This window comes from Ruegeria marisrubri (assembly GCF_001507595.1).
Taxonomy (GTDB): domain Bacteria; phylum Pseudomonadota; class Alphaproteobacteria; order Rhodobacterales; family Rhodobacteraceae; genus Ruegeria; species Ruegeria marisrubri.
Map to the genome: position 1 here is coordinate 158,349 of NZ_LQBQ01000036.1, position 20,124 is coordinate 178,472.

The 20,124-nt window shown below is 64.8% G+C and carries 21 protein-coding genes and 1 tRNA gene; 17 read left to right on the top strand and 5 right to left on the bottom strand.

What is annotated here, in order from left to right; translation table 11 throughout:
• The first annotated feature begins 19 nt into the window (after positions 1-19).
• Positions 20-1,294, top strand: coding sequence for an NAD(P)/FAD-dependent oxidoreductase (locus tag AVO45_RS16305; protein WP_068349158.1), 1,275 nt, complete (start codon positions 20-22; stop codon positions 1,292-1,294).
• A gap of 4 nt (positions 1,295-1,298) precedes the next feature.
• On the opposite strand, the gene AVO45_RS16310 is transcribed toward AVO45_RS16305, so the two are convergent.
• A complete protein-coding gene (locus tag AVO45_RS16310) occupies positions 1,299-2,003 on the bottom strand; it encodes an SDR family oxidoreductase (RefSeq protein WP_068349161.1) in 705 nt (234 codons plus the stop codon).
• Between the two features lie 102 nt (positions 2,004-2,105).
• Between AVO45_RS16310 and AVO45_RS16315 the strand changes: the two genes are divergently transcribed.
• Positions 2,106-2,957 carry a LysR substrate-binding domain-containing protein gene (locus tag AVO45_RS16315; RefSeq protein WP_068349162.1) on the top strand — a complete coding sequence of 284 codons (852 nt, stop codon included), beginning with the start codon at positions 2,106-2,108 and terminating at the stop codon, positions 2,955-2,957.
• Here the strand turns inward: AVO45_RS16315 and AVO45_RS16320 are convergent.
• Positions 2,948-3,850, bottom strand: a complete 903-nt coding sequence (locus AVO45_RS16320; protein ID WP_068349165.1) for a LysR family transcriptional regulator — start codon at positions 3,848-3,850, stop codon at positions 2,948-2,950. The genes AVO45_RS16315 and AVO45_RS16320 overlap by 10 nt on opposite strands.
• 73 nt (positions 3,851-3,923) lie before the next feature.
• On the opposite strand from AVO45_RS16320, the gene AVO45_RS16325 reads away from it, so the two are divergent.
• The 5 genes from AVO45_RS16325 to AVO45_RS16345 all read left to right on the top strand — a co-directional run bounded on the left by AVO45_RS16325 (position 3,924) and on the right by AVO45_RS16345 (position 11,123).
• Entirely contained in the window at positions 3,924-7,136 is a 3,213-nt protein-coding gene (locus AVO45_RS16325; RefSeq protein WP_068349169.1) for a reductive dehalogenase, read from the top strand.
• Between the two features lie 148 nt (positions 7,137-7,284).
• Positions 7,285-8,151: an FAD binding domain-containing protein gene (locus tag AVO45_RS16330; protein ID WP_068349172.1), complete on the top strand. Its 867-nt coding sequence runs from the start codon at positions 7,285-7,287 to the stop codon at positions 8,149-8,151.
• Complete coding sequence (locus tag AVO45_RS16335; RefSeq protein WP_068349174.1) at positions 8,148-8,627, top strand: (2Fe-2S)-binding protein; 480 nt, start codon at positions 8,148-8,150, stop codon at positions 8,625-8,627. Before AVO45_RS16330 ends, AVO45_RS16335 begins: the two co-directional genes overlap by 4 nt.
• A complete protein-coding gene (locus AVO45_RS16340; protein ID WP_068349176.1) occupies positions 8,627-10,885 on the top strand; it encodes a xanthine dehydrogenase family protein molybdopterin-binding subunit in 2,259 nt (752 codons plus the stop codon). The genes AVO45_RS16335 and AVO45_RS16340 overlap by 1 nt, the downstream gene beginning before the upstream one ends.
• Positions 10,878-11,123 (top strand): MoaD/ThiS family protein, encoded by a 246-nt coding sequence (locus tag AVO45_RS16345; RefSeq protein ID WP_068349179.1) that lies wholly within the window; start codon positions 10,878-10,880, stop codon positions 11,121-11,123. Before AVO45_RS16340 ends, AVO45_RS16345 begins: the two co-directional genes overlap by 8 nt.
• 138 nt (positions 11,124-11,261) lie before the next feature.
• On the opposite strand, the gene AVO45_RS19820 is transcribed toward AVO45_RS16345, so the two are convergent.
• Together AVO45_RS19820 and AVO45_RS16350 are read right to left on the bottom strand one after the other, a co-directional pair.
• Positions 11,262-11,642, bottom strand: a complete 381-nt coding sequence (locus tag AVO45_RS19820; RefSeq protein ID WP_157770189.1) for a hypothetical protein — start codon at positions 11,640-11,642, stop codon at positions 11,262-11,264.
• 308 nt (positions 11,643-11,950) lie between these two features.
• Positions 11,951-12,025: transfer RNA gene (locus tag AVO45_RS16350), tRNA-Thr, on the bottom strand.
• 83 nt (positions 12,026-12,108) lie between these two features.
• Between AVO45_RS16350 and AVO45_RS19915 the strand changes: the two genes are divergently transcribed.
• The 8 genes from AVO45_RS19915 to AVO45_RS16385 all read left to right on the top strand — a co-directional run bounded on the left by AVO45_RS19915 (position 12,109) and on the right by AVO45_RS16385 (position 17,580).
• The gene (locus AVO45_RS19915; protein ID WP_169796024.1) at positions 12,109-12,264 is read left to right on the top strand and encodes a hypothetical protein; all 156 of its coding nucleotides are present in this window, start codon (positions 12,109-12,111) and stop codon (positions 12,262-12,264) included.
• Between the two features lie 5 nt (positions 12,265-12,269).
• Positions 12,270-13,535: a UDP-N-acetylglucosamine 1-carboxyvinyltransferase gene (murA, locus tag AVO45_RS16355; RefSeq protein ID WP_068349182.1), complete on the top strand. Its 1,266-nt coding sequence runs from the start codon at positions 12,270-12,272 to the stop codon at positions 13,533-13,535.
• Positions 13,535-14,011, top strand: a complete 477-nt coding sequence (locus AVO45_RS16360; RefSeq protein WP_068349185.1) for a DUF2948 family protein — start codon at positions 13,535-13,537, stop codon at positions 14,009-14,011. The genes murA and AVO45_RS16360 overlap by 1 nt, the downstream gene beginning before the upstream one ends.
• 147 nt (positions 14,012-14,158) lie before the next feature.
• A complete protein-coding gene (hisD, locus tag AVO45_RS16365; RefSeq protein ID WP_068349187.1) occupies positions 14,159-15,460 on the top strand; it encodes a histidinol dehydrogenase in 1,302 nt (433 codons plus the stop codon).
• A 197-nt stretch (positions 15,461-15,657) separates the two neighbouring features.
• A complete protein-coding gene (locus AVO45_RS16370; protein ID WP_068349190.1) occupies positions 15,658-16,137 on the top strand; it encodes a UPF0262 family protein in 480 nt (159 codons plus the stop codon).
• A gap of 3 nt (positions 16,138-16,140) precedes the next feature.
• Positions 16,141-16,599, top strand: a complete 459-nt coding sequence (locus tag AVO45_RS16375; protein WP_068349193.1) for an arsenate-mycothiol transferase ArsC — start codon at positions 16,141-16,143, stop codon at positions 16,597-16,599.
• Positions 16,596-16,994 carry a ketosteroid isomerase-related protein gene (locus AVO45_RS16380; protein ID WP_068349195.1) on the top strand — a complete coding sequence of 133 codons (399 nt, stop codon included), beginning with the start codon at positions 16,596-16,598 and terminating at the stop codon, positions 16,992-16,994. The genes AVO45_RS16375 and AVO45_RS16380 overlap by 4 nt, the downstream gene beginning before the upstream one ends.
• Complete coding sequence (locus tag AVO45_RS16385) at positions 16,987-17,580, top strand: GNAT family N-acetyltransferase (RefSeq protein WP_068349198.1); 594 nt, start codon at positions 16,987-16,989, stop codon at positions 17,578-17,580. The genes AVO45_RS16380 and AVO45_RS16385 overlap by 8 nt, the downstream gene beginning before the upstream one ends.
• A gap of 125 nt (positions 17,581-17,705) precedes the next feature.
• Here the strand turns inward: AVO45_RS16385 and AVO45_RS16390 are convergent, their stop codons facing one another.
• Positions 17,706-18,677 carry an adenylate/guanylate cyclase domain-containing protein gene (locus AVO45_RS16390; protein ID WP_082688842.1) on the bottom strand — a complete coding sequence of 324 codons (972 nt, stop codon included), beginning with the start codon at positions 18,675-18,677 and terminating at the stop codon, positions 17,706-17,708.
• A gap of 256 nt (positions 18,678-18,933) precedes the next feature.
• Between AVO45_RS16390 and AVO45_RS16395 the strand changes: the two genes are divergently transcribed.
• Positions 18,934-19,809, top strand: a complete 876-nt coding sequence (locus tag AVO45_RS16395) for a carbon-nitrogen hydrolase family protein (RefSeq protein ID WP_068349204.1) — start codon at positions 18,934-18,936, stop codon at positions 19,807-19,809.
• Between the two features lie 89 nt (positions 19,810-19,898).
• Positions 19,899-20,117 carry a translation initiation factor IF-1 gene (infA, locus tag AVO45_RS16400; protein WP_005620785.1) on the top strand — a complete coding sequence of 73 codons (219 nt, stop codon included), beginning with the start codon at positions 19,899-19,901 and terminating at the stop codon, positions 20,115-20,117.
• The last annotated feature ends 7 nt before the right edge of the window (positions 20,118-20,124 follow it).

Genomic DNA, 20,124 nt, shown 5'->3' on the forward strand with positions numbered 1-20,124 from the left:
ATTCAAGGACATCCCGCCCATGACCACCGACCCGGAAACCAGCCTGTGGACCAAGACCAGCCGCGAGCGGGTGGACGCCCCGCCTCTGACCGGGTCCGTCACGGTGGACCTCGCCGTGATCGGCGGTGGCTACACGGGCTGCTCGGCGGCGCTGCACGCGGCGCAGGCGGGGGCCTCGGTCTGCCTGCTCGAGGCGCATGAGATCGGCCATGGCGGGTCGGGCCGCAATGTCGGGCTGGCCAATGCCGGGCTGTGGCTGCCCCCGGCCGAGATCCGCGCCCATCTGGGTGACGCGGCGGGCAACCGCCTGATTGCCTTGCTGGCGCAGGCCCCGGCCGAGGTGTTCCGCCTGATCCGCGACCTTGAGATCGACTGCGAGCCGGTGCAGGCCGGAACCCTGCATCTGGCCCATTCGCCCAAGGGCCTGCGCGACCTGCAGACCCGCCACCAACAGCTGTCAGCCGACGGCGCTCCGGTCGAGCTGCTGTCCGCGCAGGAGACCGCCCGCCGCAGCGGCAGCACCGCCTTTCACGGCGCCATTTTCGACCCGCGCGCCGGGACGATCCAGCCGCTGGCCTATGTGCAGGGCCTCGCCCGCGCCGCGCAGCAGGCCGGGGCAGCGATCCTCGCCAGCAGCCCGGTGCAGGCCCTGCGCCACGATGGCGAGATCTGGCATCTGGACACGCCGCAAGGCAGGGTGCGGGCCAAGGCGCTGATCCAGGCCACCAACGCCTATCACGCCGGCCTGCCCGACACCCGGCAAGCCTATGTTCCGGTCTATTACTTCCAATACGCCACCGACCCGCTGCCCGAAAACATCCGCGCCACCCTGCTGCCGGGCGGCGAAGGGTGCTGGGATACCGGGCTGATCATGACCTCGTTCCGCATGGATCAGGCCGGGCGGCTGGTGATCGGGGCGATGGGCGATCTGGGCCATGCGGGCAGCTTTGCCCATCGCGGCTGGATCACGCGCAAACTGGCGCAGATCTTTCCCGCGCTGGCCGACCAACCGCTGAAGGACGGCTGGCACGGGCGCATTGCCATGACCTCGGACCATATCCCGAAACTGGTTCAGATCGGGCCGAACGCGCTGTCGGCGCACGGCTATTCCGGGCGTGGCATCGGTCCGGGCACGGTGTTCGGCCGCATGATGGCCGACAGCCTGCTGACGGGCGAGCCCGCCCGCCTGCCGCTGCCGCCGGTGCCCGCCCATCACGAGAGCTGGACGGGCCTGCGCCGCGCCTTCTTTGAAACCGGCGCGGCGCTCACGCACCTGGTCAAGGCGCGGCTCTGACCGATCAGACCGAGCGGGTGATCCCGCCATCCACCCGGATGTTCTGCCCGGTGATGTACCCGCCGCCCTCGGAGGCCAGGAACGCGATGACCGAGGCGATCTCGTCATAGCTGCGCCCATAGCGGCCCATGGGGATCTTGGCCTTGAACTCTTCCTTCTCGGGCAGGCTGTCGATGAAGCCGGGCAGGACGTTGTTCATGCGGATGTTCTCGGCGGCGTACCTGTCGGCGAACAACTTGGTGAACGCCGCGAGCCCCGCCCGGAACACGCCCGAGGTCGGAAAGACCGGGTCCGGCTCGAACGCCGCGAAGGTCGAGATGTTGATGATCGCCCCGCCGCCCTGCGCCTGCATGATCGGCGTCACCAGCCGCGTGGGGCGCACGGCGTTCAGGAAATAGACCTCCATGCCGCGGTGCCAGTCCTCGTCGGTCAGCTCCAGCACCGGCGCGCGGGGGCCATGCCCGGCCGAGTTCACCAGCACGTCGATCCGCCCCCAATGCGCCATCGCCGCATCCACCAGCCTCTGCAGGTCGTCATTCGACTGGTTCGAGCCGGTCACGCCCACGCCGCCCAGCTCGGCCGCCAGCGCCTCGCCCTTGCCGGACGAGGACAGGACGCCCACCTTGAACCCGTCCGCCGCCAGCCGCCGCGCCGCATCCGCGCCCATGCCGCTGCCGCCGGCGGTGATCAGAGCCACTTTCTCCGTCATGATAAGTCTCCTTGTTCCGTTGCCACCAGTCTGGCCGCGACCACCCACATTGACCAATCAGTTCTGCTGCCTTAATCCTGTAGAAATTCTACAGGGTTCCATATGCCGTCACTTCCGCCTCTCAATGCCCTGCGCGCCTTCGAAGCGGCGGGCCGCCATCTGAATTTCCGCCTTGCGGCGGACGAGATCGGCGTGACCCAGGGCGCCGTGGCACAACAGGTGCGCGGGCTCGAGGCGCGGCTTGGCGTGCAGCTGTTCGACCGCCTGCCGCGCGGGCTGCGGCTGACCGAGGCGGGGCGCAGGTATCACGCCCCCTTGCGGCGGGCTTTCCGGCTGATCGAGGAAGCGACCGAGGAACTGGGCGGCCGGCAAAGCCTCACCATCTCGGTCACGCCCAGTTTCGCCGCCAAATGGCTGGTGCCGCGTCTGGGCGATTTCACGGCGAAACACCCCGAGGTCGGCGTGCAGGTGGATGCGGGCGAACGGCTTGCCAATTTCCAGAGCGACGGCATTGACATCGCGGTTCGGCAAACCCGCCCGCCCTTTGGGCCGGGGCTGGTGGCCGAGCCGCTCTTCGGCACCGAATACGTGCCCGTGTGCAGTCCGGATCTGGCGGCGGAGATCACGCAGCCGGGGGACCTGGTGCGGCATGTCCTGCTGAATGACACGCATGGGCTGTGGCCGCTCTATCTGGAACGGATCGGCGTATCCGGCAAGCCGCGCCTGATGAATTTCAGCCAGACCAGCCTTGCCATCGACGCAGCTGTGGCGGGGCAGGGGGTTGCCCTTGCCAATGCGCCCCTGGTGTCGTCCGAGTTGGCCTCGGGCCGGCTGGTGCAACCCTTGCGGCAGAGCTTGGTCGAGGACCTGGGCTTCTACATCGTAGCACCCCGTCAGCCGCGCCAGCCCGAGCTTGTGGCCCTGATGCGCGACTGGCTGAAACGTCAGGCCTGAAGCGCGGCGGCGATTTTCTCGATACGGCCGCGCAGCCAGCGATGTGCCGGGTCGCCGGTCGAACGCCGGTGCCAGACCATGTAGATCGGGACGGGCTCGCACTGAAACGGCAGGGGCGCGCAGTCCAGCGCGGCCAGCGGCCCCCGTTTCATCAGGGCGGTATCGGTCGAAATCAGGTCGCTGCCCAGAACGAAGGACGGGATGGCGTTGAAATGCGGCAGGGTCACGGTGGCTGGCCGGATCTGGCTTTGATCCACGCCCCGCATCACCGCATTGGCGCTGCGCCCGTCGGCAAAGCGCACCTCGACATGCTCGGCGGCGCAATACTCCTCCCAGCTTGCGGGCGGGGCGCGATGGTCACCATCGTAGAACACCATCAATGGGCTGGTCAGCAACCGTTTCTGAAAGATGTCCGGCCCGTCCGGCGGCAGCGGCGTCAGCATCAACTGGCAGCGGTCGCTGCGCAGGATCGTCGCGTCGGGAACCCCCGAAGGCACGAAGGTCAGGCGCAGACGGATGCCCTCGGCGCGGGCTTCGTGCAGTAGCCGGGGGAACACAAGCTCGCGTTGCAGGTCGTTGGCGGCAACCTGGAACTGCATGTCCTCGGACAGCGGATCAAAGGGCCGCTCGTCGGTCAGGGCGCGCATCCCGTCCAGCACTTTCTGGACCGGCTCCTTCAGGGCCAGCGCCCGCTCAGTCGGGGTCAGCCCCTGGCCGGACCGCACGAACAGCGGGTCGCCCAGCACCGTCCGCAGCTTGGACAGGGTGTGGCTGACCGCCGATTGCGTGACGCCCAGCCGGTCGGCGGCCCGCGACACCGAGTTTTCCTCCAAGATGGTCAGAAAGGCCCGCAGAACCTTGCCGTCGAGATCGGTGAAATCGAAACTGCTCATATGATTTATGATTATACATGAATGGTTTTGCTGTCCATTTCCCGTTAGGGAAAACCGAATACAGGAGGACGCAATGGGAATCCGCTTTTTCTCGGACAGGAACCGGCCCGTTCACATGGGGCGCTATCCGCTGGAACGGCTCGTACGCCGGGGCGGGACACCCGACCTGTCGGCGGTTCCGCCGATGCCGGTGCTGAGTTTCCACCGGCCGGAAAAACCCGACAGCATCGTCAACGCGATGGGCGAGTTCCAGGCGATGATGGACGCGATCCGCGACGGGTTCGTCAACCCGGCCATGGCGGAAATCCCCTCGGACCCCGTGGAACGGGCCAACCATCTGAAAGCCTTCGGCTATTTTAACGACGCCTCGATGATGGGATGCGGCCCGCTGCCGCGCGACGCGCTGCTGGCCGAGCCGCGCCGCAACCCCGATATCGACCGGCTGGCCCACGCGCTCAGGACGCGCCAGACCAAGACGCTGGCCTCGGGCATCGACGTGATCATGGCCGATCTCAAGGAAAGCATGGAGGCCGCGCCCACCGGCATCGACAGCCACCGCCACGCCATCCTGTTCCTCTACGAGCACAACCGCGACCCCGAGCCGGACGAGCCGGGGGCCGAGTGGATCATGGACGCGCAGGACCATCGCGCCTGCCTGCTGGCGACCGAGAACGCGGTGGTGATCGCCAATTACATCCGGCTTCTGGGCTTCGATGCGCGGGCGCACACGGTTACGTCCACGGACGTTGACCTTGGCAAGCTGGCGGTGGCGGCGGGGCTGGTCTCGGCCGAGGACGGCCGTCTGGTCGCGCCGTGGCTGGGCGAACGCTTCGGGCTGGCCGCCGTGACCACCGAGATGGAGATCGCGCATGACCGGCCGCTGGTGCCGATGTCCCGCCAGCCGTGGTTCAAGACACAAGGCCCGGCCTGGTGGCTGGGCGCGGGCTTTGCCAAGAATGCCCTGAACCGCGATCCCTACGCCAGGCGCCGCTACATGGACGGGGCGCACCCGTTCGAACGCCTCAGGCGAGTCGAGGAGCCCACCACCTATATCGACGAGGCCAACGTGGCGCGGGTGCCGAAACGCGCCGACATGTTCGCGCGCGCGCAGTTCGGCGACATGGGTAAGGCCCTGCAGGACGGGGCCAAGGGCGGCCACTATGCCCGCAAGGCCGCACCCAGCTTTGCCCAACGCCGCGCGCTGGGGGCGTTCGTCCTGCTTCAGGACGGCGACAGCGCCGAGGTCGCAAAACCCACCGATGCCGAGCGCAACGCGGCGAACATCAAGGCCGCCAGCTATTTCCTCGGCGTCGACGCCGTGGGCCTCAGCCGGTGCCCCGAGTGGGCGTGGTATTCCCACGACGCCACCGGCGAGGAAATCGTGCCGCCCCATGATCAGGCCGTCAGCATGATCATCGACCAGGGCTACGAGACGATGGAGGGCGCCTCGGGCGATGACTGGATCAGCGTCGCCCAGTCGATGCGCGCCTATCTGCGGTTCTCGCTGCTGGGCGGGGTGATCGCCCAGCAGATCCGCAACCTGGGCTACAAGGCCAAGGCCCACACCGTGATGGATGGCGAAGTGCTGCAGCCGCCGCTTCTGCTCTTGTCGGGGCTGGGCGAGGTCAGCCGCATCGGCGAGGTGATCCTGAACCCCTACCTCGGCCCGCGCCTCAAGTCGGGCGTCGTGACGACCGACATGCCGATGGCCCATGACAAGCCCATCGACTTTGGCCTGCAGCGGTTCTGCGAGAGCTGCAACAAATGCGCCCGCGAATGCCCCTCGGGGGCGATCACCGCCGGGCCCAAGCTGATGTTCAACGGCTACGAGATCTGGAAATCCGACAGCCAGAAATGCGCCACCTACCGGATCACCACGCCCGGCGGCGCGATGTGCGGGCGCTGCATGAAGACCTGCCCGTGGAACCTCGAAGGCATCTTCGCCGAACGCCCCTTCCGCTGGGCCGCGATGACCATCCCCTCTGCCGCGCCCGCGCTGGCACGGCTGGACGACGCGGTGGGCAATGGCGGGCTGAACGACACCAAGAAATGGTGGTGGGATATCGAGCTTCAGCCCGACGGCGCCTATCGCCCCACGAAACACCCGCTGAACCGGCGCGATCTGCAAAGGGATCTGGACCTGAAATACGAGGACCAGACCCTGGCCGTCTATCCCGCCCCGCTGGCCCCGCATCCCTGGCCCTATCCCTTCGCGATGGATCGCGAGGCGGGGATCGCCGCCTACCAGGCGATGGTCGGCGCCGAGGAATACAAGGCCCGTCTGGCCGCCGGGGACATGTCGGTGGTGCATCGCTACACGATTGCCGGCGACGCTCCGGTCATGCGGGTCGAGGTGACGAAGGTCGAGAAGATGACGCCGGATGTCAGCAAATACGAATTCTCGGCGCTGGATGGCGCGCCCCTGCCGGAATGGACGGCGGGCGCGCATCTGGACGTGCTGGTGGCGCCCGAGTTCCTGCGCCAGTATTCCATGTCGGGCGACCCGGCGGACCGGTCGAAATACCAGATCGGCGTGCTGCGTGAGGTTCAGGGCCGCGGCGGCTCGGTTCTGCTGCACCGGATCTTTCACGAGGGGCGCAAGGTCTTCATCTCGAAGCCCATCAACCATTTCGAGCTGGATGAAACCGCCACCCGGACCTTTCTTATGGGCGGCGGCATCGGGATCACCCCGATGATCGCCTTCGCCCATCGGCTGCACGCGCTGGGCGCCGAGTTCGAGCTGCACTACTCGGCCAGCACGCGGACCGGTGCCGGTTATCTGGACGACCTCGCCAACATGCCCTGGGCCGACCGGGTGCATTACCACTTTTCCGACGAGGGAACGCGGGCGGATCTGGATGCGATCCTGTCGGGATATCAGCCGGGCTGGCACGTCTATACCTGCGGGCCCGACCGCTACATGGAGGGCGTCATCCAGGCGGCCGAGCGGCAGGGCTTCCCCGAAGAGGCGCGGCACCTGGAGTATTTCTCGGTCCCCGAGCAGCCGGACTACGAGAATCACCCCTTCGTTCTGAAACTGGCGCGCTCGGGGCGCGAGTTGGTCGTGCCGGCGGACAAGGACGCGGCGCAGGTGCTGAACGAGGCGGGGATCCACGTGGACGTCAAATGCGCCGACGGCATCTGCGGGGTATGCAAATGCGGCCTCGTCTCGGGCGAGGTCGAACATCGCGACTTCGTTCTGTCCAACAAACAGCGCGACTCCGCGATCATCCTGTGCCAGAGCCGCGCGGCAAAGCCGGACGGTGTCATCGAGATCGACATGTAACGGCCCGTGGCCCGCAAGGCGGACGGCCTGAAAGCGACGCGAAGGTAGGGAAAAAACAGTCGTTCATGTCATGGACGCGGCGAAAATGCTGCTCTAACGTCCCCCTCGAACCCCAGTGACCCCTGACCAACAGGTGCGAGGTATATTCATGGACTACCACAGCCCCGCCAGTTTCGCCGAGGCCTCGGCGCTGGCCGCAAACGCGACGGGCATTACCCGTTTCCTTGCCGGCGGGACCGATGTTCTGGTGCAGATGCGCGCCGATATCGTCACGCCGGACACGCTGATCGACATCAAGAAGATCGACGGCGTGCGCGACATCACCCGCAATGACGACGGCAGCTGGACCATCGGCGTGGCCGTCACCGGCGCGGAGATGAGCGAACACCCCGAGCTTGGCCGCGACTGGCCGGGCGTGGTCGAGGCGATGGACCTGATCGGTTCGACCCAGGTGCAGGGCCGCGCCACGCTGACCGGCAACCTGTGCAACGCTTCGCCCGCCGCCGACTCGGTTCCGGCGATGGTCGCCGCGGGCGTGACGGTGACGGTCACCGGCCCGAATGGCGACCGCGAGGTGCCGGTTGAGCAGATCCCGACCGCACCGGGCCGCACCTCGCTGGCCAAGGGCGAGCTGATCTCGGCCCTGCACATCCCCGCGCGGGGCGAGAATGGTGGCGACGCCTATCTGCGCTTCATTCCGCGCACCGAGATGGACATCGCCGTCGTCGGTTGCGGCGTGAACCTGCGCATCGATGGGGATACGATCACCGAGGCCCGCGTGTCGCTGGGCGCGGTGGCGCCGACCGTTCTGCTGGTCGAGGATTGCGCCAGGGCCATCATCGGCACCAAGCTGGACGAGGCCGCGCTTGAGGCGCTGGCGGCGGCGGCATCGGCCGCCTGCAACCCGATCAACGACAAGCGCGGCACCATCGAGTTCCGGACCGAGGTCGCGGGTGTCCTCGCGAAACGGGCGGCCCGGATCGCCTATGCCCGCGCAAAGGGAGAAAAGGCATGAGCAAGATCCACGTAACCACCACCGTGAACGGTGACGAGGTCGATTTCCTGTGCGACCCGCGCGAGACCCTGCTGGACTGCTTGCGCGACAGGCTGAACCTGACCGGCGCCAAGGAAGGCTGCGGCACCGGCGACTGCGGCGCCTGCTCGGTGACGCTGGACGGGCGGCTGGTCTGCTCGTGCCTCGTTCTGGGGGTCGAGGCCGAAGGCAAGGAAATCGGCACGGTCGAGGGGATCGCGGATGGCGACGTCCTGCACCCGTTGCAGAAGAAGTTCATCGAATACGCCGCCCTGCAATGCGGCGTCTGCACGCCGGGCATCCTGGTGGCGGCCAAGGCGCTGCTGGAAAAGAACCCGGACCCGACCGAGGAAGAGGTCCGTTACTGGCTGGCCGGCAATCTCTGCCGCTGCACTGGCTATGACAAGATCATCCGCGCCGTGATGGACACGGCCGCCGAACTGAGGGAGGCCGTCTGATGGCGCTCGACGACCGCAAGACCGATTTCAAATTCGTAGGCACCCGCCCCGACCGCCCGGACGGGCTGGACAAGGTCACCGGCCGCGCCAAGTTCGGCGCCGACATGTATGCGCCGGGGATGCTGCATGGCGCGATCCTGCGCTCGCCCCACGCCCATGCGCGGATCGTGAAGATCGACACTTCCAAGGCCGAGGCGCTCAAGGACGTCAAGGCCGTGGTCACCCGCGCCGATTTCTCGGACGAGGTGGAGTTCAAGCCGGGGCTCGAGGGCGAGTTCTGGAACGTGCTGGAAAACGTCATGGCGGGCGAAAAGGCGCTCTATGACGGGCACGCGGTGGCGGCCGTGGCCGCGACCTCGGCGCTGGCGGCGCGCGACGCGCTGAAACTGATCGAGGTGGAATACGAGGTGCTGCCCCACGTCACCGACGTGGACAAGGCGATGGAGCCCGATGCGCCGGTGATCCGCGAGGGTGCGGCCGATTACTCGGTGCCCGAGGGGATGCACCCCAACGTGGTGCGCTACCACGAAAGCGGCCACGGCGATGTCGAGGCCGGTTTCGCTGAGGCCGACCTAGTGATCGAGGACCATTTCGACACAGAGGCCACCCATCAGGGCTATATCGAGCCGCACGCCTGCCTTGCGATGCTGGGCAATGACGGCAAGGGCGAACTGTGGTGCTGCACCCAGGGGCACTGGATCGTGCAAAAGACCTGCGCGGCGCTCTTGGGCATCGAGACCTCGCAACTGCGCGTCACCGCCTCCGAGATCGGCGGCGGCTTCGGCGGCAAGACCACCGTCTTCATCGAACCCGTCGCGCTGGCCCTGTCACGCAAGGCGAACCGTCCGGTGAAACTGGTGATGAGCCGCTCCGAGGTGTTCCGGGCCACCGGGCCGACGGCCTCGGCCTCGATGGACGTCAAGATCGGCATGAAGAAGGACGGCACCATAACCGCCGCGCAGGGCGTGTTCCGGCTGCAGGGCGGGGCCTTTCCCGGCGCGCCGGGGGATTTCACCGCCATGTGCGCCTTTGCCCCCTACAACCTGACCAATGTCCGGCAGGTGGGCTATGACGTGATGACCAACCGCCCGAAACAGGCCGCCTATCGCGCGCCGGGCGCGCCGATGGGGGCATTCGCCGTGGAATCGGTCATCGACGAGCTGTGCAACCAGCTGGGCCTGGACCCGATCGACGTGCGCCTCAAGAACGCCGCGCGCGAGGGCACCAAGGCCAGCTATGGCCCGCGCTACCCGCGGATCGGACTGGTCGAGACGCTCGAGGCCGCCAAGGCGCATCCCCACTACTCGGCCCCGCTGAAACCGGGGCAGGGGCGCGGCATCTCCTGCGGGTTCTGGTTCAACCACGGCGGCGAAACCTCGGTGTCGCTGGCGCTGAGCGAGGACGGCTCGGCGCAGGTCATGGTCGGCACCCCGGATATCGGCGGCTCGCGCGCGTCGATGGCGCTGATGGCGGCCGAGGTTCTGGGCATCCCGTACGAAAACATCCGCGTGACCGTCGCCGACACCGCCACGCTGGGCTACAACGACGTCAGCCATGGCTCGCGCGTGACCTATGCCAGCGGATTGGCCACGATCAAGGCCGCCCAAAATGCGGTCGAGAAACTGTGCGAGCGCGCGGCGGCCAAGTGGGGCATCCCGGTCGATGCGGTGAAATGGGAAAACGGCTGCGCGGTGCCTTCGGGGCCCAACGCGGGCGATTTCGACCCGCTGCCGATTGCCGAGATCACCGCCGACATGGGGCGCACGGGCGGCCCGATCTCGGGCCATTTCGAGGCGACGCCCGAAGGCGCGGGCGTGTCCTTTGGCACCCATATCGTCGATGCCGAGGTCGACCGGGAAACCGGCAAGACCACCATCACCCGCTACACCGTCATCCAGGACGCGGGCAAGGCGATCCACCCCACCTATGTCGAGGGCCAGTTCCAGGGCGGCGCGGCCCAGGGCATCGGCTGGGCGCTGAACGAGGAATACATCTATGGCGAGGATGGCCGGCTGCAGAACGCGGTGTTCCTCGACTACCGCATTCCCGTCGCCAGCGACCTGCCAATGATCGACACGGTGATCGTCGAGGTGCCCAATCCGGGCCACCCCTTCGGCGTGCGCGGCGTGGGCGAAACCGGCATCGTGCCACCGCTGGCCGCGATCGCCAACGCCGTCTCGAACGCGGCGGGCGTGCGGATGCGCCAGCTGCCCATGTCGCCGCCGCGCGTGCTGGCGGCGCTGAAGGGCGATGGTTGAGGTCCATCTCTGGTCCGGCCTCCGGTCACTGACCGGGGGCCGCGAGGTGGTGGAGGTCGAGGCCTCCAACACCGGCGAGCTGCTGCGCGAGCTTGTCCGCGCCTATCCCCAGCTCGAAGGCCCGATCCAGGCCGGCGTGTCGGTGGCGATCGACGGCCGCATCATCGCCAGCGGCCTGACCGAGCCGATTCCCGAGGGCAGCGAAGTCTACCTGATGCAGCGGTTGAGGGGTGGGTAGGTCGGGCAAATCCGGTGGAACCTGCGCTGGCCCAAGGCTAACGTATCATCATGAAAGATGGTGCGAAACACCGTGCCGTTAACGGCCTCTTGTCAGAGAAGATTTGCCTCTGACAAGAGGGTCATCTGGATTTGATCCTTACCACTTCGATGTATTGCAGCTGATCGAGTTCCCGAACGAATTACAGTTTGTTGTATACATTTCAGGACCATTGCTGAAGTCGGACATCTGTTGGCCCATGTTGGCCAAAGCTTGTTGGGCTCCAGAGCGCATTTCTCCAGCCGTTTGCTTCATGCACATTGCAAAATGAGGTGTTCCGGGTTGGAAACCGAACTCTTCACATTCTTGTGCGTAGAAGGCCATCTGGGTTTCCTCTGATGCTGTCGCGAACCAAGCCGGCGAACCAGGTAGCCCGGCAACTGTCTCGCCGTTGACGCCTGTCGAGCAACCGGAAGTTAGAGCCGCAGTTCCTACAAGTGTAAGTACAGCCAAAGTTGATTTCATCTCGAGCTTTCTCATTTCACAGGGAGGTTGTTCCTCAGCGATCTACCCTTGGAAATGCTCAAACTCTTTTTTCTTCGCGTCATTATTTTTTGATTTTCTGTCATGTTGCGGTGAGCCGAATCCAAAAAAACACGTCGAATCCATCCTATGACGCCCAATCTGTCTGCAGAAAAGTTTAGAAGCGGAATTGCTTCCTTAGTTATAGGAATATTGTTGAAGCTGGATCAGTCGCCGACAGGTCAGTGAAAGTCGACCTTTCAACGCCATCCTCGTGCAGAGAATCCGCGCCAATCGCACGCTGTTCGCTTTCATTTGTGGGAAGATGGTGCTGCTGGAGAGAATTGAACTCTCGACCTCTCCCTTACCAAGGGAGTGCTCTACCTCTGAGCTACAGCAGCGCTGTGGGCGGGTGATTAGACTCAAACGAAACGGGGTGCAAGGGCATCTGGACGGTTTTTTTCGCCTCCTGTAGAGAAAGATCATGTCAGACAAAAATTCACCCAAAAAACACGGCAAATCCGGCGATGCGCGCGAGGATCGGCTCAAGGCCGCTCTCAAGGCAAATCTCGCGCGGCGCAAGGCTCAGGCCAAGGCGCGGGCGGGCTCGGACGGCAAGGCCGGTCAGGACAAGGGCTAGAGCAGATGGATTCGATTCTTGTAACGGGCAACGGGCCGCTTCATGGCCGAATCCCGATCGCGGGGGCAAAGAATGCCTGCCTCACCCTGATGCCGGCCACGCTGCTGAGCGAAGAACCGCTCACGCTGACCAACGCGCCGCGGCTGAGCGACATCAAGACCATGACCGCGCTGCTGCAGTCGCTGGGGGCCGAAGTGTCGGCCCTGCAGGACGGGCAGGTTCTGGCGATGTCCAGCCACGACCTGACCAGTCACACCGCCGAGTACGAGATCGTGCGCAAGATGCGGGCCTCGAACCTGGTGCTGGGGCCGCTCTTGGCGCGATTCGGGCAGGCGGTGGTGTCGCTGCCGGGCGGCTGCGCCATCGGCGCGCGTCCGATGGACCTGCATGTCGAGGGGCTGGAAGCCCTGGGCGCCGAGATCGAGCTCAAGGACGGATACCTGCATGCCAAGGCACCGAACGGGCTGAAAGGGGCGGTGCACGAGATGCGCTTTGCCTCGGTCGGCGCCACCGAGAACATCGTCATGGCGGCGACTCTGGCCAAGGGGGCCACGGTTCTGAAAAACGCCGCGCGCGAGCCCGAGATCGTCGATCTGGTGGAATGCCTGCGCAAGATGGGCGCGCAGATTCAGGGCGAGGGCAGCTCGACCATCGAGATTCAGGGCGTCGACCGGCTGCACGGCGCGACGCACCAGGTGGTCACCGACCGGATCGAACTGGGCACCTACATGCTGGCCCCCGCCATCTGCGGCGGCGAGGTCGAGTTGCTGGGCGGTCGGATGGGTCTGGTCGGCTCTTTCGTGGAAAAGCTGACTGCCGCCGGGGTCGATGTCGAGGAAACCGAAGCGGGGCTGAAGGTCTCGCGCAGGAACGGCCGGGTGCGGTCCGTGGACGTGGTGACCGAGCCCTTCCCCGGCTTTCCCACCGACCTGCAGGCGCAGATGATGGCGCTGATGTGCACGGCCGACGGGGTTTCGGTGCTGGAAGAGCGGATTTTCGAGAACCGTTTCATGCACGCGCCGGAACTGATGCGCATGGGCGCGCAGATCGAGGTTCACGGCGGCACCGCCACGGTGACGGGCGTCGAACGGCTAAAGGGCGCGCCGGTCATGGCGACGGATCTGCGGGCCTCGGTGTCGCTGATTCTGGCCGGACTGGCGGCCGAGGGTGAAACCGTGGTCAGCAGGGTCTATCATCTGGACCGTGGATATGAGCATGTGGTCCGCAAGCTGGAAGGCGTGGGCGCAAAGATCGAACGGATCAAGGGCTGATGGCAGACGCAACATTCGAAGAGGGGCGCGAAGCTCCGCTGAACCTCGGCGCGCTGGACAGCGATGACCTGAAGATCATCGCGGCGCTGGTGCAGGATGCCGTGTTTCCGGTGACCGAAATGTCGTGGCGCCCGGCCGAGCGTCGGTTTGCGCTGCTGCTCAACCGCTTCCGCTGGGAAGACCGCGACGCGGCAGAGCGCCGGGGGCGGCCCTTTGAACGGGTGCAGTCGCTGCTGGTTTTCGACAATGTGCTGAGCGTTGCAAGCCAGGGGATCGACCGCAACGACAAGGACATGATCCTGTCGCTGCTGGATATCGCCTTCGAGCCCGAGGAGGACGGGGCGGGGCAGATCCTGCTGACGCTGGCCGGGGATGGCGCCATCCGGCTGTCGGTCGAGGCGCTGGAATGCACGCTCAAGGATGTCACGCGGCCCTATCAGGCGCCGTCCAGACAGGCGCCGAACCACCCGGTCTAGGTGAAGAACAAGCGCGGGATATCGTGGGTATTCTACGACGCGCCCCGCGCCGGATCGCCGATGCGCAAATCGCTGCACCCCTGATCTAAGCCCTTGAGGCCCGGGCCGTCCCCGGATATTCCCGGCGGGACTGCCGGAGACACCATCATGCCCGTTTTCCTCGATACCACTACGCCCGATTTCGAAACCGCGTTTTCCGACCTGCTCTCGGCCAAGCGCGAGGACAGCCCGGACGTGGACGCGGTCGTGGCTGGGATCATCGCGGACGTGCGGTCGCGCGGTGACGCCGCCGTCATCGAACTGACCGCGAAATTCGACCGGCTGGAGCTGACGCCGGACACGCTGGCCTTCACCGCCGAGGAGATCGACGCCGCGATCAAGGGCGTTTCGGCCGAGGACCGCGCGGCGCTGGAACTGGCCGCCGGGCGCATCCGGGCCTATCACGAGCGCCAGATGCCGCAGGACCAGGAATGGACCGACGAGGCGGGTGCGACTCTTGGCTGGCGCTGGTCGGCGGTGTCTGCCGCGGGGCTTTATGTGCCGGGCGGGCTGGCCTCCTACCCCTCCTCGGTGCTGATGAACGCGATCCCGGCCAAGGTTGCGGGGGTCGAGCGTCTGGCCATCGTGGTGCCCACGCCCGACGGACAGGTCAATCCGCTGGTCCTGCTGGCCGCGCGTCTGTCGGGCGTCGATGAAATCTACCGCATCGGCGGCGCACAGGCGATTGCGGCGCTGGCCTATGGCACCGAAACCATCGCGCCGGTGGACAAGATCACCGGGCCGGGCAACGCCTTTGTCGCGGCGGCCAAGCGGCGGGTGTTCGGCAAGGTCGGCATCGACATGATCGCGGGCCCCTCCGAGATCCTGGTGATCGCCGACAGGGACAACGACCCTGACTGGATCGCGCTGGACCTGCTCAGCCAGGCCGAACATGACGAAAGCGCCCAGTCCATCCTGATCACCGACGACGCCGCTTTCGGCCGCGCGGTGGCCGAGGCAGTCGAGGCGCGGCTGGAAACGTTGGATCGCCGCCAGATCGCCGGCGCCAGCTGGCGTGATTTCGGCGCCGTCATCACCGTGCGCGACCTGGACGAGGCCGCCGCCCTGTCGAACCGCATCGCGCCGGAACACCTGGAACTGTGCGTGGCCGATCCGGTGGCGCTCAGCCAAAAGACGATCCACGCCGGCGCCATCTTTTTGGGCCAGTACACGCCCGAGGCCATCGGCGACTATGTCGGCGGCCCGAACCACGTCCTGCCCACGGCGCGCTCGGCGCGGTTTTCCTCGGGCCTGTCGGTGATGGATTTCCTCAAACGCACCACGCTCAGCCGCATGACGCCCGAGGCGCTGCGCGCCATCGGCCCCGCCGCCGAGCGGTTGGCGCAATCGGAAAGCCTGGAGGCGCATGGTCTGTCGGTCCGGGCGCGGCTGGATCTGCTGAACGGCTGACGGCGGGCCGCAGGGGGGGGGCGCTGCCCCCGCCCGGCCACATTTTGTGGCCGGACTCCCCCGGAGTATTTGTCAAAAGATGAAGGGGTGTGGGCGCGGCAGGTTACGCCGTTGTCCCGAGGATTCCGCGCGTTGCCCAACCCGTGCAGGTGGTGTAGGTCTGTCGCGATCCGAAGCAGACGCAGAAGCCCGACGACATGAGCCGCATCACCCATATCGAACTGGACGACCGCAACCTGCCGGCGCCCACGCCCGAAATCGAGCAGGAGCGCAAGGTCGCCATTTTCGATCTGCTCGAGGAAAACTCGTTCACGCTGCCCAAGCGCGACGACCGGGTGGTGCCCGACGGCCCCTATCGCCTTCAGCTGTCGATCCGGGACAAGCGGCTGGTTTTCGATGTCTCCACCGAAGACCACCAGAAAGCGGCCGAATTTCACCTGTCGCTGGGGCCGTTCCGGCAGGTGGTCAAGGACTACTTCCAGATCTGCGAAAGCTACTTCAACGCGGTCAAGACCCTGCCGCCCAGCCAGATCGAGACCATCGACATGGCCCGGCGCGGCATCCACAACGAGGGCAGCCGGGTTCTGCAGGAACGTCTGGAGGGAAAGGCCGAGATCGACACCGACACCGCCCGCCGCCTGTTCACGCTGATCTGCGTGCTGCATTTCGGAGGCTGACGCGTGCAGCCGCTTCCGAACTCGGTCCTGTTCTGCTGCGACCACAACTCGGTCCGCTCGCCCATGGCCGAGGGCATCATGAAGAAGTTCTACGGCAAGGGCACCTATGTCCAATCCGCGGGCGTCCGGAACGAGATGGAAATCGACGGGTTCTGCATCGCGGTGTGCCAGGAAATCGGGGTCGAGCTGTCGCGCCACCGCTCGCGCTCCTTCGACGAGATGGAGCAGTGGGGCGACGACCTGAGCTCGTTCGATCTGGTCATCGCGCTGTCGCCGGCAAGCCAGCGAAAGGCGCTGGAACTCACGCGATATTTTCACCTCGATGTCGAATATTGGCCAATAATGGACCCTACTGGGCTCGGCGAGACGCGGGAAGAGAAGTTAAACCACTATCGACAAACCCGCGATCAGATCATCCAGCATCTCAAGGACCGCTGGGGAGAGCCTACGGAGACACAATGAACGAGACCGTCAAACGCTATTTCGATGCCTTCAACGCAGGTGACGTCGAAGGCATGCTGGCCTGCCTGTCGGACGACGTGGCGCATCACGTGAACGAGGGGCAGATTCGCGTCGGCAAAGAGAAATTCGCCGAGTTCTGCGCCCACATGAATCGCTGTTACAAGGAAAACCTGACCGACATGGTGATCTTCGAGGCCGAAGGCGGCACCCGCGCGGCGGCCGAATTCATCGTGAACGGCACCTATCTTCAAACCGATGAAGGGCTGCCCGAGGCGCATGGCCAGACCTACCGTTTGCCGGCCGGGTCCTTTTTCAATCTCCAGGATGGCAAGATCACCCGGGTCACCACCTTCTACAACCTTGCGGACTGGGTAAAGCAGGTCTCGAATGGCTGAGGTCACGCAGGTTCGCGCGCTGACGGGGCCGGCGCTCGAGGCGGCATTGGACGACGTGGCGCGGCTGCGCATCGAGGTGTTCCGCGCCTGGCCCTATCTCTATGACGGAGATCCGGCCTATGAGCGCGACTACCTGCAATCCTATCGCGACAGCGACCGGGCGATCGTCGTCGGCGCCTTTGACGGCGATCGGCTGGTCGGGGCCTCGACCGGCATGCCGCTGGCGGACCACGCCGACGATTTCGCCGCGGCCTTCGAGGGCAGCGGGCTGGATCTGAACCAGATCTTCTACTGCGCGGAATCGGTGTTGGACCCGGCTTATCGCGGGCAGGGCATCGGGCACCGGTTCTTTGACCTGCGCGAGGCCCATGCCCGCGAGCTGGGTTTTGCCAAAAGCGCCTTTTGCGGTGTTCAGCGCCCGGCGGATCATCCGATGCGCCCGGCCGATTACCGGCCGCTCGACGCGTTCTGGCGCGCGCGGGGGTATGAGCCTCTGCCCGGGGTGATCGCCCAGTTCTCGTGGAAGGACCTGGGCGAGGCATCGGAAACCCTCAAACCGCTGCAGTTCTGGATCAGGGGTTTGTGAGGCGGCCCTGCACGGGCTTTCAGGTGTTCCGGTCGATCGCGGATTTTGGAGTTCGGATGAACGACCGCTGTGCAGGCGTTTCGTTCATTCGGCGATGACCACATTCGGCCTGCAAAACGTCAAATTCATGGTTTCCATTCCAGCCGATGAAGCAAATGCTTTCCTTCAAAGCCCTTGAAAAACACTGATACGGGCTCTGAAAACGTCATGTCCCGAGCGTCTCCAGCCATGGTGCATGTGACGTCGGACACCAAGATCTGACCAGCAGAGGCCATGGTTGTTATTCTGGCAGCCTTGTTTACCACAGCACCAAAGAAGTCACCGCGATTCTGAACGACTTCTCCGGTGTGGATTCCGATGCGCAAACCAAGTTGCGGGTCCTGATTTCGGGAAACAACGGCCTTCTGCATTTCAACGGCAGCTTTCAAGGCTTGCTGTGCCGAAGGAAAGCTCGACAACGTGCCATCTCCAAGGGATTTCACGAACTGACCGCCCTGCGCCTCTACGATGTCTGCAATATCGCGAAAGTGGTCATTGATCAGGCTCGACCAGCGTGCATCGCCCAACGCAGCCGCCAATTCCGTGCTGGCTTCCAGATCGGTGAACAGGATCGAAGCCAAACCTTCGGTCTGTTCCAGTTCCGGACCTTCGTCTCTCGCCGCATCGACCAGCCGCTGTATTGCTGTTTGTTCCGTGCCCATATGAACAGCGTTCGGTACTGGTGCAGAACCATGCCGCTGAACTATTTTCCATCGGGCCCCATCCAAAACAAACACGTATGTTTCGCGCTGAAGGCTGGGTTTGGGCAAACCTGAAAAGTGGACGCGGTACACGAAAGACGCCCAGCCGGTTTCGCCATTCTCGAATGCCTCGGACTGGATTTCTTCCGCCGCAAGAATGTCAGGCACTTCGCTGAAAAAGTCGGCAACCCCTTCGCTCACAACCGAACCGTTCCAATATTCGTTCTCGGCCGTACCAATGAAGCGCATTTCTTCGCCGACAGAGAAAAAGCCCGGCAGAATTTCGGTGTTGCCGGTGAGGATGGCCTGATGCAGGCGGCGCGAAATCGCAAGCAACTCTGGGGACGGCCGTATCATCTTGCTGTGTACGGCTGTCTGAGCAGACTTGTGGCTTTGCGTTCTGGCACAATCAACTCCGATGGGATTACCCAGACTATGCTGATGGTCAGCGTTTCACCAATCAAGGTTTATTTGCTCAGGAGAATCGAGGGCGTCGGCTTCGATCTGACATCAGCATTGGCGGGTCTTTCGTATCGATCGGGGCAATTGATCTATACACTCCCTGCCTGCATCTCATAGAGTTGCCGCCGAATCTGCCACCGGAACCTGTATCATGAAAATCGCCACCGCCGCCTACAATCTCGACTGGCTCGACAGCTGGGCGCAATACGAGGACAAGTTGGCCGGCTGGGTGGCGCAGGCCGCGGGGCAGGGCGCACAGTTGCTGGTGTTTCCGGAATACGGCGCGATGGAGCTTTCGACGCTGGACGGCGCCGAGGTGGCTGGCGATCTGGAGCGGTCGATTCAGGCCGTATCCGACCGGATGGAGGATGTACAAAACGTACATCGGCGCCTCGCAACCGAGTACAATTTGTACATTCTGGGCGCGTCGGCGCCGGTGAATACCGGTCAGGGCCGCCCCGTGAACCGGGCCGAGTTCTACTCGCCCAACGGCGACCATGACCATCAGGACAAGCAGATCATGACCCGGTTCGAGCGCGACCCCTGGAACATCGCGCCGGGCGGGCCGCTGAAACTGTTCGACACGGCACTGGGCAAGATCGGTGTCCTCATTTGCTATGATAGCGAGTTTCCTCTGCTGGGGCGCGCCCTGTCCGAGGCTGATCTGATCCTGGTGCCCTCCTGCACCGAAGCCCTGTCGGGCTATTGGCGCGTCCGCATCGGTGCGATGTCGCGTGCGCTGGAAAATCAATGCGTTACCGTTATGTCCTCGCTGGTCGGCAACAATGAGTGGTCCGAAGCAGTGGACATGAACACCGGCATGGGCGGCGTGTTCGGCCCTCCCGACGTGGGTTTCCCAGATACCGGCGTTCTCGCAGAGGGCGCGCTGAACCAGCCGGGCTGGACCTATGCCGAGGTCGATCTGGACGCGATCGCCCATGTGCGGGCCGATGGCCGGGTTCTCAACCGGACGCACTGGCAAGAGCAGGAACCCCGCGTCCAATCGGTCACAAACTGTTGCCTTTAGGCAATTCAACCCTTGAAAAATAGGCAAAATGCGCCCATTTAGGCGCTGATTCCGCGGTTCCCGCGGAGCAACGCAAGTATGGAGACAACATGGCCAAGGAAGATACGCTCGAATTTCCCGGTGTCGTGAAGGAACTCCTGCCCAATGCGACGTTTCGGGTCGAGCTGGAAAACGGCCATGAAATCATCGCACATACGGCAGGCAAGATGCGCAAGAACCGCATCCGCGTTCTGGCCGGCGACCGCGTTCAGGTCGAGATGACCCCCTATGATCTGACTAAGGGTCGGATCAACTACCGCTTCAAGTAACGCCACC